At 69.9% G+C, this 15,842-nt stretch carries 10 protein-coding genes and 4 pseudogenes; 6 read left to right on the top strand and 8 right to left on the bottom strand.

Going from position 1 to position 15,842, the window contains the following annotated elements; genetic code table 11:
* Positions 1–197: 197 nt before the first annotated feature.
* Positions 198–704, top strand: coding sequence for a hypothetical protein (locus tag ACLEQD_RS19300; protein WP_410385771.1), 507 nt, complete (start codon positions 198–200; stop codon positions 702–704).
* 30 nt (positions 705–734) lie between these two features.
* Here the strand turns inward: ACLEQD_RS19300 and ACLEQD_RS19295 are convergent, their stop codons facing one another.
* Positions 735–2,108, bottom strand: coding sequence for a spondin domain-containing protein (locus ACLEQD_RS19295; RefSeq protein WP_410385770.1), 1,374 nt, complete (start codon positions 2,106–2,108; stop codon positions 735–737).
* 303 nt (positions 2,109–2,411) lie between these two features.
* Here ACLEQD_RS19295 and ACLEQD_RS19290 point away from each other — a divergent pair, with 303 nt between their 5' ends.
* Together ACLEQD_RS19290 and ACLEQD_RS19285 are read left to right on the top strand one after the other, a co-directional pair.
* Positions 2,412–3,863, top strand: a complete 1,452-nt coding sequence (locus tag ACLEQD_RS19290) for a GNAT family N-acetyltransferase (protein WP_410385769.1) — start codon at positions 2,412–2,414, stop codon at positions 3,861–3,863.
* Positions 3,836–4,273 carry a hypothetical protein gene (locus ACLEQD_RS19285; protein ID WP_410385768.1) on the top strand — a complete coding sequence of 146 codons (438 nt, stop codon included), beginning with the start codon at positions 3,836–3,838 and terminating at the stop codon, positions 4,271–4,273. The genes ACLEQD_RS19290 and ACLEQD_RS19285 overlap by 28 nt, the downstream gene beginning before the upstream one ends.
* A 66-nt stretch (positions 4,274–4,339) precedes the next feature.
* Here ACLEQD_RS19285 and ACLEQD_RS19280 read toward each other — a convergent pair.
* The 4 genes and pseudogenes from ACLEQD_RS19280 to ACLEQD_RS19265 all read right to left on the bottom strand — a co-directional run bounded on the left by ACLEQD_RS19280 (position 4,340) and on the right by ACLEQD_RS19265 (position 8,057).
* Positions 4,340–5,127, bottom strand: a pseudogene (locus ACLEQD_RS19280) (aldo/keto reductase).
* A gap of 158 nt (positions 5,128–5,285) precedes the next feature.
* Positions 5,286–6,065, bottom strand: coding sequence for an SDR family NAD(P)-dependent oxidoreductase (locus ACLEQD_RS19275; protein WP_410385767.1), 780 nt, complete (start codon positions 6,063–6,065; stop codon positions 5,286–5,288).
* A gap of 178 nt (positions 6,066–6,243) precedes the next feature.
* Positions 6,244–6,948 carry an ABC transporter ATP-binding protein gene (locus ACLEQD_RS19270; protein WP_410385773.1) on the bottom strand — a complete coding sequence of 235 codons (705 nt, stop codon included), beginning with the start codon at positions 6,946–6,948 and terminating at the stop codon, positions 6,244–6,246.
* A complete protein-coding gene (locus ACLEQD_RS19265; RefSeq protein ID WP_410385772.1) occupies positions 6,921–8,057 on the bottom strand; it encodes an ABC transporter ATP-binding protein in 1,137 nt (378 codons plus the stop codon). The genes ACLEQD_RS19270 and ACLEQD_RS19265 overlap by 28 nt, the downstream gene beginning before the upstream one ends.
* Positions 8,058–8,179: 122 nt before the next feature.
* On the opposite strand from ACLEQD_RS19265, the gene ACLEQD_RS19260 reads away from it, so the two are divergent.
* Positions 8,180–8,422 (top strand): hypothetical protein, encoded by a 243-nt coding sequence (locus ACLEQD_RS19260; RefSeq protein WP_410385774.1) that lies wholly within the window; start codon positions 8,180–8,182, stop codon positions 8,420–8,422.
* On the opposite strand, the pseudogene ACLEQD_RS19255 reads toward ACLEQD_RS19260, so the two are convergent.
* Positions 8,362–8,706: pseudogene (locus tag ACLEQD_RS19255) on the bottom strand (ATP-binding cassette domain-containing protein); the annotation flags it as partial. The gene ACLEQD_RS19260 and the pseudogene ACLEQD_RS19255 overlap by 61 nt on opposite strands.
* 291 nt (positions 8,707–8,997) lie before the next feature.
* A pseudogene (locus ACLEQD_RS19250) lies at positions 8,998–9,693 on the bottom strand (ABC transporter ATP-binding protein); the annotation flags it as partial.
* 309 nt (positions 9,694–10,002) lie between these two features.
* Here ACLEQD_RS19250 and ACLEQD_RS19245 point away from each other — a divergent pair.
* Both ACLEQD_RS19245 and ACLEQD_RS19240 read left to right on the top strand, forming a co-directional pair.
* Positions 10,003–11,037 (top strand): aldo/keto reductase, encoded by a 1,035-nt coding sequence (locus ACLEQD_RS19245; RefSeq protein ID WP_410385766.1) that lies wholly within the window; start codon positions 10,003–10,005, stop codon positions 11,035–11,037.
* A 132-nt stretch (positions 11,038–11,169) separates the two neighbouring features.
* Positions 11,170–13,524, top strand: a complete 2,355-nt coding sequence (locus tag ACLEQD_RS19240) for an arylsulfatase (RefSeq protein WP_410385765.1) — start codon at positions 11,170–11,172, stop codon at positions 13,522–13,524.
* A 60-nt stretch (positions 13,525–13,584) separates the two neighbouring features.
* Here the strand turns inward: ACLEQD_RS19240 and ACLEQD_RS19235 are convergent.
* A pseudogene (locus tag ACLEQD_RS19235) lies at positions 13,585–15,374 on the bottom strand (M4 family metallopeptidase).
* Between the last annotated feature and the right edge of the window lie 468 nt (positions 15,375–15,842).

Raw genomic sequence — 15,842 nt, 5'->3', positions numbered from 1 at the left:
GCCCAGCCAGCCCGCGCGCCGCGCCATCCTCCGGCAGGTGGAGGGCCTGAAGCTGCCGCACGCGCTGGAGGGCGAGGTCAAGGCCGCGGTGCGCCAGTCCTTCGAGCGCAAGCGCGACGTGCGGGCCGTGGTGCGCCGCGTGCGCAGCGTGGACATGCGGCACCTGCTCCTGGAGCAGACGCTGCTGGGCGGCGCTGGTGGACGGCCGGCGCACGCGGCGGGAGCGGGCCTTCATCGACACGCTGGCGGGCGCGCTGCACGTGCCCCAGGCGGAGCTGCGGCGTCTGGAATTGGAGATGGCGGAGTTCTACGCGCGGCACCGCTCGCTGGTGGATGTCTTCACCGTGTCGGACGCGGCGGGCGCCATGGGCGAGGAGCTCATGGGCGGCATGCAGGAGACGCTGGAGAAGAACTTCCACCGGCTCATGCAGGAGGCGCGCGAGACGGGCGACCTGGCGGTGCTGCTCACCAAGGCGGCGCGGCGCCAGAAGCTCACCGCCGACGAGCGCCAGCGCATGCGCGCCCAGCTCATCGACGTGGCGAAGGCCATCCCCGCGCTGGCCATCTTCGCCGCGCCGGGCGGCATCCTGCTCCTGGCGGCGCTGGCGAAGGTGCTGCCCTTCAGCCTGCTGCCCAGCGCCTTCCAGGACGGGCCCGCGGTGGACTCCGACGACGAGGACACCCTGGAGCGCGAGGCGGTCTGAAGCCCCGCCCCCCCCCCGCGGCCGGCGTGTCTAGTTCGCCTCGGAGACGGTGACGCGCAGGTGCTGGGCCAGCGGCGTGGCGTAGCGCGACGCGGGCACCCGGCGCACGGTCCTGTCCGTGTCCAGGCTCCACTCGGGGGGACCCTGGTGCGGGCCCACGGCGGGCTCCTCGTCCAGCTCCGTGCCCACGTCCCACAGGTACACCCTGGACGTGATGTCGCCCGCCAGCGGGGTGTTGGCGCTGTCGAAGAGGGCGATGCCCTGCTCGTCGGTGCCGAAGACCCAGTCGTTGGACTGGCCGAACATCGTGGCGAAGGACAGCCGCTCCGACGGGCGGGCGGTCACGGTGAACTCATAGGCGTGGCCCGGCAGCAGGGGCCCGGGCGCGGCCGCGTCCACCGGCGTGTTGAAGGTGCCTGACGCGCTCACGCCCATGGGCGGAGTCGTGGAGAGGGCGCTGGCCAGGCTCGAGGTGTCGCCCATCTCCGCGAGCGCCTCCAGGCCCTGCCCCCGGTCCTGCGCCCCTTCCGTGAACAGCGGCGCGGTGGTGTTGTGCACGGCGAAGACGCCCGGGGACAGGGGCGTGGCCACGCCGTTCAGCGGCGTGAGCCAGGTGTGCAGCGCGGTGGTGTCGCCGCCCTCGGCGATGGCCTCCAGGCCCTGGCCCCGGTCGGGCTGGCCCTCGGTGAAGAGGGGCTCGCTGCCCGCCGTCACGGTCCACACTCCCGGCGAGATGCGCACGGGCTTGATGCCCTCGGAGGTGTTGAGGGTGACGCGGTCGTCGGAGACGTTCTCGATGCGCACGGTGAAGCGGTGCGTGGCCGCGTCGTGGGCCAGTTGCACGCGGATCATCGACGCGAGGTCCGGCATGGCGAACGTCTGGCCGTTGCTGAGCACGGGCCGCGTCCCCACGCGCCGCACCATGGCGTTGGAGTCCTTGATGCCCGGGCCATCCGTGGACGCGCTCTGCTTCGGGCCGGTGTGCGGGCCCACGGCGGGCTCCTCGTCCACCTCCGTGCCCGCGTCCCAGAGGAGCACGCGCGAGGTGATGTCCCCCGTCAGCGGCTGCCCCTCGGCGGAGTAGAGCGGGATGCCCTGGGGTTCGGTGCCGAAGAACCAGTCATTGGACTGGCCGAACATGGTGGCGAAGGAGAGCCGGTGGTTGAGGCCCGCGGTGAAGCTGAACTCGTAGGTGTCGCCCGGGGCCAGCGGGCCCGGTGACGTGCCGCTCACCTTCGTGTCGAAGCGGCCGGACTTGAGCTGCTGGAAGGGCGCCACGTTCTCGATGCGCACGCGGAAGCGCCGGGAGGACTGCTCGGCGTCGTCGTCGGAGCCGCAGGCGGACAGCGTGAGCAGACCGAGCGCGGCGCAGGCGGCGCTTCCACGGAAGGAGCGGATGGACATTGCGGGAGCCTCCAGGGGCCTCGCGGAATCGCGACGCCCGAAAGTGTTGCTCCCTCTACGCAGGGGGGCTGGCGGCGGTTACACCCGTTGTCTGGAAGGGATTTCCCGCGAGGAGGGCCGGGGGCGGTCTCCGGCGGGTACGTGGGCCGTGTCACTGTATGATTTGAGAGCGAGTGGACCGCCGCGATGGTTCAATCCCAGTTGCCGCACCTCCTGCGCTACGTGAAGCGGAAGTGAGGGGTGTCAGACCTGTGAGTAGGCTTCACGCCTCATGACAGCAGTGAGGGGGATGTCACGAAGCTCTTGATTGATACGAACGTCCTGATTCCGTTGGAGCCCACCTCGCCCGGGCAGGTCGAGGAGTTGACGGAACCCGCAGCCCGCTTGTTGAGAGCCATCGAAGAGGCTGGTTATCAACTCTTCATCCATCCGGCCACGAGGGTGGATGTCGAGAGGGACCGGGACGAAGGGCGCCGCGAGCTTCGCGAGTTGCTGCTCGGCAAGTACCTCCCACTCCCCGCGCCGCCTCCTGTTCCCGCCAGCTGGGACGAAGTGCTGGGGAGCCCTGAACTTCACTCGAATGATTGGGTGGACCACCAGTTACTTGCTGCTGTGCGGTCCAACGCCGTGGGCGTGCTGGTGACCGAGGACTTGCGCATCCACCGGAAGGCGAAGTGCGTCGGGTTGAAGGAACGCGTTGCCACGGTCAGCGAAACCCTGGCCATGTTGCAGGGCTTGCGAGCCCGGTTCGCCCGGCCGCCACCTGCGGTGGAGTTCACGTTCGCGCATGATGTCGACGCGGACGATCCCTTCTTCGACAGCCTCCGGGCAGACTACCCGCCGTTCGGCGCCTGGCTTCGCAAGTGCCAGATGGAACACCGCCGATGCTGGGTGGTGCGGGGACAGGGGCGTCATCTGGCCGCCCTGTGTCTCATCAAGGAGGAGGAAGGCGTCCTGGGCTACAAGGGCCGTACGCTAAAGCTCTGTACGTTCAAGGTCGCGCCGGAGCATCAAGGCCGACGCCTGGGCGAGCTTCTTCTCAAGAGCGTCTTCGAGCATGTCTCGGAAAACGGACATGCGTTCGTCTACGTGACGGCATACGAGCGCCAGGGTGCGCTGATTGCCGTGTTCGAGGACTTCGGCTTCCAGGTCGAGGGGCGTACGGAATCTGGCGAACTCATCCTTGTGAAACGCATGCGGGCAGGGGACCCGCACGTGGCCCTGGCTCCGCTCGACTTCCACGTGCGCCATGGCCCACCCGCAATGAGGTTCGATGCACCTTCCTTCATCATCCCCATCGAGCCCCGGTTCCATCACCTGCTCTTCCCGGATGCGGATTCACAGCTGTCACTCGAGGCCGGCCTGCACCCCTTTGGAAATGGCTTGCGGAAGGCTTATCTGTGCCGGGCCGTGATCCGTCAGATAGAGCCCGGTGCGTCCCTGCTGTTCTACTTGAGCCACTCCCAGAAGGCCGTGACCGTCATAGGCGTCGCCGAGCAGACGCTGGTGTCCACCGATGTCGATGAGCTCGCTGCCACGGTGGGGAAACGCACGGTCTTCTCCCTTCGCGACATGCAGACCCTATGCTCGAATGGCGAAGTGCTCGCCATCTTGTTCCGACAAGCAGCCATCCTGAAGGAGCCAATCCCTCTGGGTGACCTCTGTCGTCACGGAGTGCTCAACGGCCCTCCGCAGTCCATCACCACGGTGCAGCAGGGAGGACGTGAATGGCTTCGCCGACGCCTCGGGCTGTAGTCCTGCTTCCCATCCAGCCCCAGTATGCGACGTCCATCCTGGAGGGGCTCAAGCGCGTCGAGTTCCGAAAGCGTGCCTTCCGGCGGGAGGTCTCGCACGTCGTCGTCTACTCCTCCAGCCCGGTGAAGCAGGTCGTCGGCTTCTTCGACATCCTGGGCATTGATGAAGCCCCGCCCGCGCAGCTCTGGCGTCGATACTCGCGGGTGGGTGCCATCCTGAAGGAGGACTACGACCGGTACTTCTCGCAATGTGAGGGCGGCGTTGCGATCCAGGTGGGAAAGGTCCACGTCTTCGCGAAGCCCTTCCCGCTGGGGGACATCTCTCCGGAGCTACGGGCGCCCCAGAGCTATGCCTATCTGAGCTCGCACGCCTTCACGAAGATTCGTGGCCGACGAACGCTCGCCACCTGATGGACCGCGAGCACCCCGTCCGCCCGCGGGCCGGTGGGGTGCCTCAAGCGAAGCGAAGGTGCCGCGTCAGCGGCCCGTCGCCTGCGCATCCACGGCGGCCAGCTCGTCCTTCGTGAGCTTCAACTCCGCGCCCGCGAGGTTCTCCTCCAGGTGCTTCACGGAGGACGTGCCGGGGATGGGCAGCATCACCGGCGAGCGCGCCAGCAGCCAGGAGAGGGCAATCTGCGCCGGCGTCGCGTCGTGCTTCTTCGCCACGGAGTCGAGCGTGCTCCCCGGCTTCGCCAGGCCGCCCGTCGCCAGCGGGAACCACGGGATGAAGCCCAGGTTCTCCTTCTCGCAGTAGTCCAACACCTTCTCGTGCACGCGGTCGGTCAGGTTGTAGCGGTTCTGCACCGACACGATGTCCACCACCTTGCGCGCCCGCTCAATCTCCTCCACCGACACCTCCGACAGGCCGATGTGGCGGATCTTCCCTTCCTTCTGCAGCGCCTTCAGCTCACCCAGCGACTCCTCCACCGGGACCTTCGGGTCGATGCGGTGCAGCTGGTACAGGTCGATGCGCTCCAGCTTCAGCCGGCGCAGCGACATCTCCAATTGCTGGCGCAGGTACTTGGGCGCGCCACCGGGTGCCACTCATTGGGCCCCGTGCGCACCAGGCCCGCCTTGGTCGCCACCACCACCCCCTTGGCGTAGGGGTGCAGGGCCTCCGCGATGAGCTCCTCGCTGACGTAGGGGCCGTAGGAGTCCGCCGTGTCGATGAAGTCCACGCCCAGCTCCAGCGCGCGGCGCAACACGCGCACCGCCTCCGCCCGGTCCTTGGGCGGGCCCCAGATGCCGGGGCCGGTGAGCTGCATGGCGCCATAGCCCAGCCGGTGGACGGGCAGGTCCCCGCCCAGCTTGAAGGTGCCGCTCTGCTCCGCGGGTCGCGTCGAGGTTCCGCTCATGGGTGTTTCCTCCGTGCAGGTGAATGCCCCAATGGATGCATGTGCAGGAAATGCGTTTCCCCGCGAACTCAGGAAGCCCGGTAGCGTCCGGCCAGGGAGTGGGTGGCTCCGCGCAGCAGGCCGGCCTCGGCCTTCTCCAGGGCCGCGAGGGCCTCCGCGGCTTCCAGCCCGGGGACGCAGACCGTCTCGCCACGCTCCAGCGCGACGAGCGACGCGGTGACGACGTCCTCCGGCGACATGGTGCCGGGATAGCCGCCGTTGAATTCGGTGAAGGTCATGCCCGGGCAGACGACCTGGGCCGTCACGGTCGTGCCGCGCAGCTCGCCCGCGAGCGTGCGGGTGAAGTGGACGAGGAACGCCTTCGCGCCCGCGTAGGTGGCCCGGTGGGGCAGGGGGCCCGGCGGCAACGCGCCGGAGAAGGCGAGCAGGGAGGCGACGTTGATGACCGCGCCCCTCCCGCGCGCCAGCATGCCGGGCAGCGCCGCGCGCGTGGCCAGCATGGGCGCCATCATGTGCAGGTTCGCCAGCCCCTCCAGGGCCGCGGGCTCCACCTGCGCGAACGGGCCGTAGCCGCCCACGCCCGCGTTGTTGATGAGCAGGGTGATGTCGTCGCCCGCCGCGCGCCCGGCCACCCGCTGGAGGTCCGCGTGCACCGTGAGGTCCGCCCGCAGCACCTCCGCGCGAATGCCATGCTCCGCCGTCAGCTCCGCCGCCAGCGCCTTCAGCCGCTCCTCCCGCCGCGCGACGAGGACGAGGTCATACCCGAGCGCCGCCAGCCGCCGCGCGTACACCGCGCCAATTCCCGCGGACGTGCCCGTCACCAACGCTGTCCCTCGACTGCCTGCCATGCCTGCTCCTTGAAAGGTGAAGAGGGTGCGCGCCAGGGCCCGCCGCGATGAATGCTGGAGATGGGGACTGCCAACGCGAAGCGCACGCCGCCGGGGCCGCACCCTCGGCCGCTGGGTAACGAAGGGGCGCCGGCCGTGCAAGCCGGATGCAGGCCTGCGCCGCTCCGGCGGCGCTCCTTCAGCCCAGGGCCTTGGCCGCCGTCTCCGGCGTGTCCCGGAACTGCTGGTGGTACAGCTCCGCGTAGTGCCCGCCCTTCGCGAGCAGCTCCGCGTGGGTGCCGCGCTCGACCACGGCGCCGTGCTCCAGCACCAGGATGAGGTCCGCGTGGCGGATGGTGTTGAGCCGGTGCGCGATGACGATGCTCGTGCGGCCCGACAGCAGCTGCCCCAGCGCCTGCTGGATGAGCGCCTCCGTGCGCGTGTCGATGTTCGCCGTCGCCTCGTCGAGGATGAGCACCCGCGGATTGGCGATGACCGCGCGCGCGAACGCGAGCAGCTGCCGCTGCCCCTGGCTGAGCGTCGCGCCCCCTTCGCCCAGCACCGTGTCGTAGCCCTGCGCCAGCCGGGTGATGAAGTCGTGCGCGTGCACCGCCTTCGCCGCCGCCTCCACCTCCTCGCGGGTGGCGTCCTGCTTCCCGTAGGCGATGTTGTCCGCCACCTTCCCGCTGAAGAGGAAGGGCTCCTGGAGCACCATGGCCATCTGCCGGCGCAGGCTGCCGCGCGTCACCTGGCGCACGTCATGCCCGTCCAGCAGCACCGCGCCCCCGGTGACGTCGTAGAAGCGCGGCACGAGGCTGGCCACCGTCGTCTTGCCCGCGCCCGTGCGCCCCACCAGCGCCAGGGTCTGCCCGGGCTTCAGGTGGAAGGACACGTCGCGCAGCACGGGCGCGCGGGGTCGTACCCGAAGGACACGCCCTCGAACGCCACCTCGCCCCTCAGCGGTCCCAGCTCCACCGCCCCGGGCACGTCCGGCGGCTCCGTCGCCTCGTCGAGGATGGTGAAGATGCGCTCCGCCCCCGCCAGCGCGGACTGCATCAGCGCGGCCACGGACGCGGCCAGCTGCACCGGCCGGAAGAACTGCTGCACGTAGATGAGGAACGCCGCCACGCCGCCCACCGTGAGCTGCCCGTCCAGCGCCAGCGCGCCGCCGTAGCCAATCACCAGCGCGGTGGACAGCGTGGAGAGCAGGTCGATGGCCGGCGAGAACGCGGACGTGATGCCCACCGCCGCCACGTTCGCGTCGCGGTTGGCCGCGTTGCGGTCGCGGAAGCGCTCGATGTTCTTCTCCGTGCGGTTGAACGCCTGCGCCTGCCGCACGCCGCCAATCTCCTCCTGGAGGTTCGCCGTCACGTCGCCCACCGTCTGCCGCGTCTTGCGGTAGGCGTTGCGCGCCCGCGACGCGAAGAACCAGGTGGTGAGCACGATGGCGGGGATGAGGGAGAAGCACGCCAGCGCCAGCCGCGCGTTGAGCGCGAACATCGCGACGAGCACGCCCACCAGCCCCAGCAGCGACCCCAGCAGCTGCGTCAGCCCCTGCGCGAAGAGCTGGTTGAGCGTGTCCACGTCGCTGAGCAGGCGGCTCATCAGGTCGCCCAGCGGGCGGCGGTCGAACCACGACAGCGGCAGCCGCTGAAGCCGCTCGAAGAGGCGCTGGCGCAGGTCCGACAGCACGTACTGCCCCGCGTAGCCCACCCGCCACGTCTGCGCCTGCTGCGACAGCGTGCCCACGACGTAGACGCCGAGCAGCAGCCCCAGCGTCTTCAGGAGCCCCCAGCCGTCCCCCGCGCCGATGTCGCGGTCGATGGCGCGGCTCAACAGGTACGGCCCCAGGGCCTGGCACGCCGCGCCCACCAGGATGAAGCCCCACGCCGTGGCGAGCAGGCGCGCGTGCGGGCGCAGCTCGCCCAGGAGCCTGCGCAGCACCTTGCCGCGCTGCTTCGCGCGGCCGGACTCCAGCTCCGCCATGGCCTCGATGCTTCCCGGCCGCCTCATGCCACCTCCTCTTCGCGCGGGGCAGCAGCTGCGAGCCGAGGATGTCGTTGTACAGCTCGCTGGTGGCCTGCAGCTCCTCGTGGCGCCCCTTGGCGGCGATGCGCCCCTCGTCCAGCACCAGGATGAGGTCCGCGTCCCGCACGGTGCTGATGCGCTGGGCGATGACCAGCGCCGTCCTGCGCTTGTCCCGCATCAGCGCGTCCAGCGCGCCCTGGATGGCGGTCTCCGTGCGCGCGTCCACCGCGGACGTGCTGTCGTCCAGGATGAGCAGGCGCGGGTCGGTGAGCAGCGCCCGCGCGATGGCCAGCCGCTGCCGCTGTCCGCCGGAGAGCCCCACGCCGCGCTCACCCACCACCGTGTCGTAGCCCTGGGGCAGCTCGCGGATGAACTCCGCCGCCTGGGCCGCCTCCGCCGCGGCCTCCACCTGGGCCCGCGTGGCCTCCGGGCGCCCGTAGGCGATGTTGTCCCGCACCGTGCCGGAGAACAGCAGCGCGTCCTGGAGCACCACGCCCAGCTGCGAGCGCAGGCTGGCGAGCGTCACGTCCCGCACGTCATGCCCGTCCAGCAGCACCGCGCCCCCGGTGACGTCGTAGAAGCGCGGCAGCAGGTTGATGAGCGTGCTCTTGCCGGAGCCGGTGGTGCCCAGCACCGCCACCAGCTGCCCGGGCTCCAGCGTCACGCTCACGCCGCGCAGGATCTCCCGGTCACTGCCCGCGTAGCGGAAGCGCACGTCGCGCAGCTCGATGCGGCCCTGCAACGGAGGCAGCGGCACCGCGCCCGGGCGGTCCGCCACCTCCACCGCAGTGTCGAGCAGCTCGAAGACGCGCTGCGCGGACGCGCCCGCTCGCGACATGCTGGCCGCGAAGAAGCCCAGCGTCATCAGGGGCATCAGCAGGAAGGCCAGGTAGCTGTTGAAGGCCACCAGCTCCCCCAGCGTCAGCCTCTGGTGGAAGATGCGCCAGCCGCCCACGCCCACCACCATCAGCGTGCCCAGGTTGGCGCAGAGGGTGACGAAGGGGAAGTTGCCGGCCAGCGCGTCCACCACCCGCAGGTTCTTCTCCTTCAGCGCCGCGTTGGTCTTCCCGTAGCGCTCCAGCTCCCGCGCCTCGCCGGAGAAGGCGCGCACCACGCGCAGCCCGCGCAGGTCCTCCTGCAGCGTGGTGTTGAGCACGCCCAGCAGCGCCTGCAGCTGGCCGAACAGCGGCCGCATCCGCCCCATGAACCGGCGCAGCACCCACAGGATGGGCGGCACGGAGCTCAGCGCCGCCAGCGCCAGCACCGGGTCCAGGTACAGCAGCAGCCCCGCGCAGCCCACCAGCATCGCCGCCGCGGCGGCGAACTGCACGACGCCGCTGCCCACGAAGGTGCGCACCGCCTCCACGTCGCTGGTCAGCCGCGTGAGCAGCTGCCCCGTCTGCGCCTGGTCGTAGTAGCTGAAGGACAGCCGCTGGATGCGCGCGAAGAGCGCGTCGCGCAGGTCGAACGCCACGCCCTGCGAAGCGCGCTCCGCCAGGTAGCCCTGCAGGAAGTTGAACAGGCCGCGCCCCAGCGCGATGGCGACCAGCCCTCCCACCGCCAGCCACACGGGCCGCGCCTCCCCGCGCGCGAGCCCCTGGTCGATGGCGATGCGGATCATCTGCGGCGCGCCCAGGTTCGCCACGGAGACGAGCAGCAGCGACAGCAGCGCCCCCAGCGCCTCCAGGCGGTAGCGGCGCAGATAGCGCAGCGCCCGCAGGACGGGGGGACGGCCGGATGCGGGTGGCGCGGACGTGCTCACGTGGGACCTGGACCCCTGCCTTCCCGTCCGGGAAGGCGCGCGCATGATGGGCGCGCGTCCGCCCCGCTTCAAGCACGACGCAGGCCTCGAAACGACGGTTGCGCGCCGCGCCACGGGCCGTTACCTGGGCCGCCTTTGCTTCCTCCGGTCCCTCACGAGGTGAACGTCATGGAATACAGGCAGCTGGGTGGTTCTGGCTTCAAGGTCCCCGTCCTCAGTCTGGGCACGGGCACGTTCGGCGGCTCGGGGGAGTTCTTCAAGGGCTTCGGCTCCAGCGACGTGAAGGAGGCCACGCGGCTGGTGGACATCGCGCTGGACGCGGGCGTGAACATGTTCGACTCCGCGGACGGCTACTCCGCGGGGCTCGCGGAGGAGATTCTGGGCAAGGCGCTGGAGGGGCGGCGCGACAAGGCCATCCTCTCCACCAAGGCCACGTTCCGCGCGGGCCCGGGGCCCAACGACGTGGGCTCCTCGCGCTTCCACCTCACGCGCGCCGTGGAGGCCGCGCTGCGCCGGCTGAAGACGGACTACATCGACCTGTTCCAGCTCCACGCCTTCGACGCGGTGACGCCGGTGGAGGAGGTGCTCAACACGCTGGACGGCTTCGTGCGCGCGGGGAAGATCCGCTACCTCGGCTGCTCCAACTTCTCCGGCTGGCACCTGATGAAGTCGCTGGCCGTGTCGGAGCGCTACAACCTGGCGCGCTACGTGGCCCACCAAGCCTACTACTCGCTCGTGGGCCGCGACTACGAGTGGGAGCTGATGCCGCTGGCGCAGGACCAGAAGGTGGGCGCGGTGGTGTGGAGCCCGCTGGGCTGGGGCCGGCTCACCGGCAAGCTGCGCCGGGGCGCGCCGAAGCCGGAGTTGAGCCGCCTGAACAACCCCGCCACCGCGGCCGGCGGCCCGCAGGTGCCGGAGGAGTACCTCTTCAAGGTCGTGGACGCGCTCGACGCCGTGGCCCAGGAGACCGGGAAGACCGTGCCGCAGGTGGCGCTCAACTGGGTGCTCCAGCGGCCCACCGTGTCCAACGTCATCATCGGCGCGCGCACGGAGGAGCAGCTGCGCCAGAACCTGGGCGCCATCGGCTGGAACCTCACGCCCGCGCAGGTGGCCACGCTGGACGCCGCCAGCACGGTGCCCTGGCCGTACCCGTACTTCCACCAGCGCCAGTTCCACGAGCGCAACCCGTTCCCGGTGACGTGAGCGGGGGGTGAAGAGGGAGGCGGCCGGGGCCTGGGGCCGGCTGCTTCCGTCCGGAGGGCAGGTTCATTGTCCTGCCGGGCGATGCACCTCACGCAAGAGAACACTTCGCTTCGCGTGGAGGCGCGCTCGCTCATGTCCCTCAAGGAATACAAGCCCGGCAGTCCCTTCCCCGGCGTCATCGGCCGCACCTGGGAGCAGTCGTCTCCCGCGTGGCCTTCCCCCCTGCGCTCGAAGCCGGGCGCGCCCAACGTCCTGTTCATCATCCTGGATGACACGGGCTTCGGGCACCTGGGCTGCTACGGCTCGCCCATCCGCACGCCGAACCTGGACCGGCTGGCGAAGGGCGGGCTGCTCTACAACAACATGCACACCACCGCGCTGTGCTCGCCCACGCGCTCGTGCGTCCTCACCGGCCGCAACCACCACTCCAATGGGATGGCCACCATCACCGAAACGTCGATGGGCTACCCCGGCTACAACGGCACCATCCCCTTCGAGAACGGCTTCCTCTCCGAGATGCTGATGGAGGCCGGCTACAACACGTATGCCCTGGGCAAGTGGCACCTGACCCCCGCGGAGCAGACGAGCGCCGCCGGGCCGTACTCGCGCTGGCCGCTGGGCCGCGGCTTCGAGCGCTACTACGGCTTCCTGGGCGGGGACACGCACCAGTACTACCCGGACCTCGTCCACGACAACCACGCCACCCGCCCGCCCGCCACGCCGGAGGAGGGCTACCACCTCACCCCGGACCTGGTGGACCGGGCCATGGACTGCATCGCGGACACCAAGCAGGTCGCGCCCGACAAGCCCTTCTTCCTCTACTTCGCCCCGGGCGCCATGCACGCGCCCCACCACGTCCCCCGGGAGTGGGCGGACGGCTACGCGGGCCAGTTCGACGACGGCTGGGACGCCTACCGGCAGCGCGTGTTCCAGAAGCAGCTGGAGCTGGGCGTGATTCCAAAGGGCACGCGGCTGTCGCGGCACGACCCGGACGTGCAGGACTGGGACTCGCTGCCTCCGGAGGAGAAGCACCTCTACTCGCGGATGATGGAGGTGTTCGCGGGCTACCTGGAGCACACGGACCACCACATCGGGCGGCTGCTCCAGTTCCTGGAGGACACAGGCGAATTGGACAACACGCTCATCATGGTGCTGTCCGACAACGGGGCCAGCGCCGAGGGCGGACCGCACGGCTCCGTGAACGAGCTGAAGTTCTTCAACAACACGCCGGAGTCGCTGGAGCAGAACCTGGCGGCGCTGGAGGACCTGGGCGGGCCGAAGTACTTCAACCACTACCCGTGGGGCTGGGCCTGGGCGGGGGACACGCCGTTCCGGCGCTGGAAGCGGGAGACGTACCGGGGCGGCACCACCGACCCGTTCCTCGTCCACTGGCCCCGGGGCATCCAGGCGAAGGGCCAGGTGCGCACGCAGTACGCGCACGCCATCGACATGGTGCCCACGGTGCTGGACTGCCTGGGCCTGGAGCCGCCACGGGAGATCCGCGGCGTCACCCAGTCACCCCTGGAGGGCGTCAGCTTCCGGCACACGTTCAACGACGCGAACGCGCAGAGCCACCACCGCACGCAGTACTTCGAGATGTTCAGCTCCCGCGCCATCTACCACGACGGCTGGCGCGCGGTGTGCCCGTTCCCCGGCCCGTCCTTCACGGAGGCCGGAGAGGCGTTCGGCCAGTCGCTGCTCGACGAGGGCCGGCTGCGCGAGCTGGATGCGCGCGGCTGGGAGCTGTACCACGTGGCCGAGGACTGCTCCGAGACCCAGAACGTGGCGGAGGAGAACCGGGGCAAGCTCATCGAGATGATCGCCCTCTGGTACGCCGAAGCGGGGCGCTACCAGGTGTTCCCGCTCGCGTCGCCGACCCTCGCCATGTTCGCCATGGAGCGCCCGCAGCTCACGAAGGCCCGCACGCACTACGTGTACCGGCCGCACACGTCGCCCGCGCCGGAGAACGCGGCGGTGCACGTGCTCAACCGGCCGCACACCATCACCGCCGACGCGGAGGTGAAGCCCGGCACGGAGGGCGTGCTGCTCTGCCACGGGGGGCTCACCGGCGGCTACACGTTCTTCATCCAGGACCGGAAGCTGCACTACGTCTACAACTTCGTCGGCGAGCGCGAGTTCCACATCGAGTCGGCGGTGGACGTGCCGGAGGGGCGCTCGGAGCTGAAGTTCGAGTTCGAGCCCACCGGCAAGCCGGACCTGGCCGTGGGGAAGGGGGCTCCCGGACGCGGCCGGCTCTACATCAACGGGGACCTGGTGGCGCAGAGCACCATCGACGACACCATGCCGGTGGCCATCAGCCTGGGGGAGGGGCTCACGTGCGGCCGGGACGAGCAGTCGTCCGTGAGCCAGCGCTACGCCGCGCCCTTCGAGTTCACCGGCACGCTCCACCAGGTGACGGTGGACGTCGTCGGAGAGCATGTCCGCGACCCGCAGGCGGAACGCAAAGAGGCCCTGGCGAAGCAGTGAAACGACGAGGCCCGGACGGGAGCCGTGAGACTCCCGCCCGGGCCTGGGAACTTCAGCGGACTACCTGGTCACGCCGACGGCGGTCCAGGCCTCGGCGACCTTCTTCACCTCGGTGGAGTCCTTGCCGTACAGGTCCGTGGCGGCCTTGAGGGTGGCGGCGCGGGCCTGGGAGAAGTTCGTCTGCGGCGTCATGTACGTGGTGAGCGCGCGGCCGAAGACCTTGAGGCTCTTCTCCATGCCGATGCCGTCCTTCACCTCGATGCCGGACGTCCTGTTCTTGCCGCCCTCGGTGAGCAGGTAGAAGGCGTTGTTGGCGATGCCGCTGGAGCCGTGGACCTCCGGGTTCTTGGCGAAGTCCTTGTAGTTGTCGATGGAGTAGCCGTCCGACGTCGGGTCGTTCATGTAGCGGAGGGCGTCCGTGTTGTCGCCGTTCTTGGGCGTCCACGCGTCCTCGCCCACCGCCCAGTCGGACTTCACCGAGCTGTTCTTCTGGCTGGCGAACCACTCCACGCCGGTGCCCATGATGTCGCTGAAGGACTCGTTGAGGCCGCCGGACTCGCCCTCGTACTCCAGGCCCGCGGTGCGCTCCGTGAGGCCGTGGGTGATTTCGTGGCCGGCGATGTCCAGCGTGGTGAGCGGGCCGGAGTCCTTCCCGTCGCCGTCGCCGTACTGCATCTTCTCGCCGTCCCAGAACGCGTTCACCAGGTTCACGTCGGTGTGCACGTAGGAGATGAGCTTCTCACCCTTGCCGTCGATGGAGTCGCGGCCGAGGATCTCCTTGTAGAAGTCGTACGTCATCTCCGCGCCGTAGTGCGCGTCCACCGCGGTGGCGGCGCGCGACGGGTCGGTCTTCTCGCCCCAGACGTCGTTCTTGTCGACGAAGCCCGTGGTGCCGGACGCCTCCGCCTTGTTCTTCGCGTCGTACGTCACGATGCCCTTGCCGCGCGTCTTGTCCTCCAGCGAGTACGTGCCGTCCTTGTTCTTCGTCGTCTGGATGTCGACCTTGCCGCTGTACATCGTCTGGTCGTCCGCCACGCGGCCCGTGCCCGGCGGGGTGGGCGCCGTCGGCGGGGTGGCGTCGCCGGCGTGCCGGAGGTGCCCCCGGCGCGCTTCGCGTGGGTCGTGCGGTCCAGGTGGCTGAGGGTGTTGTACTGCTTGAGGGACTCGCCGGTGTTCGCGTCGATGAAGTAGTTCATCGAGCGCGGGTCCTTGCCGTTGGACACGGACGTGTCGGTGAGCGTCACGTGGAAGGCGGCGTGGTACTGGCCGTCCTTGCCCTTCACGATGACCTTCTCCGCGGTGGGGGCGCGGGACGTGTCGCCGTTGAAGTCCTTCTGCGCCACCGCCAGCGCGTCCTTCGCGTTGAGCTTCGTGGGCGCCTTGCCCAGGCCCACCGGGATGTTGGACACGTCGCCCGTCAGGCTGTCGAACTGGCCCTTCGCGTCCAGGTGGCCGATGACCTGCTCACCCGCGACCTTCACGCCCTCGTGCATGCGGTCCATGCGCACGTGCGTCATGCCCAGCTGGTCGCGCTCCACCGACCGCGGCGCGAACGACGTGCCGCCCGTGATGCCCGTCAGCTGCGGGTTCTTCTGGTTCACGTACGCCACCGTCTGCTGCACGGCCTGCTGCGCCTGGGGGCTGGAGAGGTCCACCGGGCCCGGCGTCAGCTTCTGGCCCACGCCGTTCAGCGCCACCGTGGCCTTCGCCTTGGAGGGCGCGCCCGCGCTGAAGCTGGACTGGGAGCTCATCCCCACCGGGCCCTGGGGCTTCACGGTGTTCACGGGCTTCGTGTCCGTGCGGTTCTGGGGGGCGACAACGGGCTTCGAGAGGTCGGTGCGCAGGGCCATGGGGGGAGGCTTTCGGGGCAGGGTGCAGCGGACAAATTGATTCTCGTGTCAGCCGCCCGGATGTTGCGTGTGGGCGGCCTGCTTACATCGGTCATGAGATGGGTTCATCCTCTATGAATTCACTGGTGAAGTTTCCGTCCCTACATCCACCCCGGAAACACATTCCGACGGGTAGGTAGGCAGGCGCGTCCGGGTTGTATTTCCGTTGATTTTCACCCTGCCCGTGCACGGCCGTCCACCCACCGCCGGTCGCTGGTGGCCCGGCTGGCTGCCTGCCCTGCCCGTGGGCGGGCGGGGGCGGATTCCGGCGCTCGCGCGCCCCATCTTGTTGCTCGGAGGGGACGTTCACGGGAGGCAGGCGTGGGGATGCGCGGGGACGGAGGCGAGCCGGTGGTGGAGGGCTGGGTGGCGCCCCGGGGGCGCGCGGCCCGGGGACACCTGCCCCGCCATGTCGCGGGCCTCTTCCGC

Source organism: Corallococcus sp. 4LFB (assembly GCF_046520365.1).
Lineage (GTDB): Bacteria > Myxococcota > Myxococcia > Myxococcales > Myxococcaceae > Corallococcus > Corallococcus caeni.
This window is presented reverse-complemented; position numbering and strand designations above follow the sequence as displayed.

Excerpts from the sequence above, each read along its gene's own strand:
- ACLEQD_RS19295 (WP_410385770.1), bottom strand. The coding sequence starts at position 2,108 with ATGTCCATCCGCTCCTTCCGTGGAAGCGCCGCCTGCGCCGCGCTCGGT.
- ACLEQD_RS19285 (WP_410385768.1), top strand. The coding sequence starts at position 3,836 with ATGGCTTCGCCGACGCCTCGGGCTGTAGTCCTGCTTCCCATCCAGCCC.
- ACLEQD_RS19275 (WP_410385767.1), bottom strand. The coding sequence starts at position 6,065 with ATGGCAGGCAGTCGAGGGACAGCGTTGGTGACGGGCACGTCCGCGGGA.
- ACLEQD_RS19265 (WP_410385772.1), bottom strand. The coding sequence starts at position 8,057 with ATGAGGCGGCCGGGAAGCATCGAGGCCATGGCGGAGCTGGAGTCCGGC.
- ACLEQD_RS19260 (WP_410385774.1), top strand. The coding sequence starts at position 8,180 with ATGAGGTCCGCGTCCCGCACGGTGCTGATGCGCTGGGCGATGACCAGC.
- ACLEQD_RS19245 (WP_410385766.1), top strand. The coding sequence starts at position 10,003 with ATGGAATACAGGCAGCTGGGTGGTTCTGGCTTCAAGGTCCCCGTCCTC.
- ACLEQD_RS19240 (WP_410385765.1), top strand. The coding sequence starts at position 11,170 with ATGTCCCTCAAGGAATACAAGCCCGGCAGTCCCTTCCCCGGCGTCATC.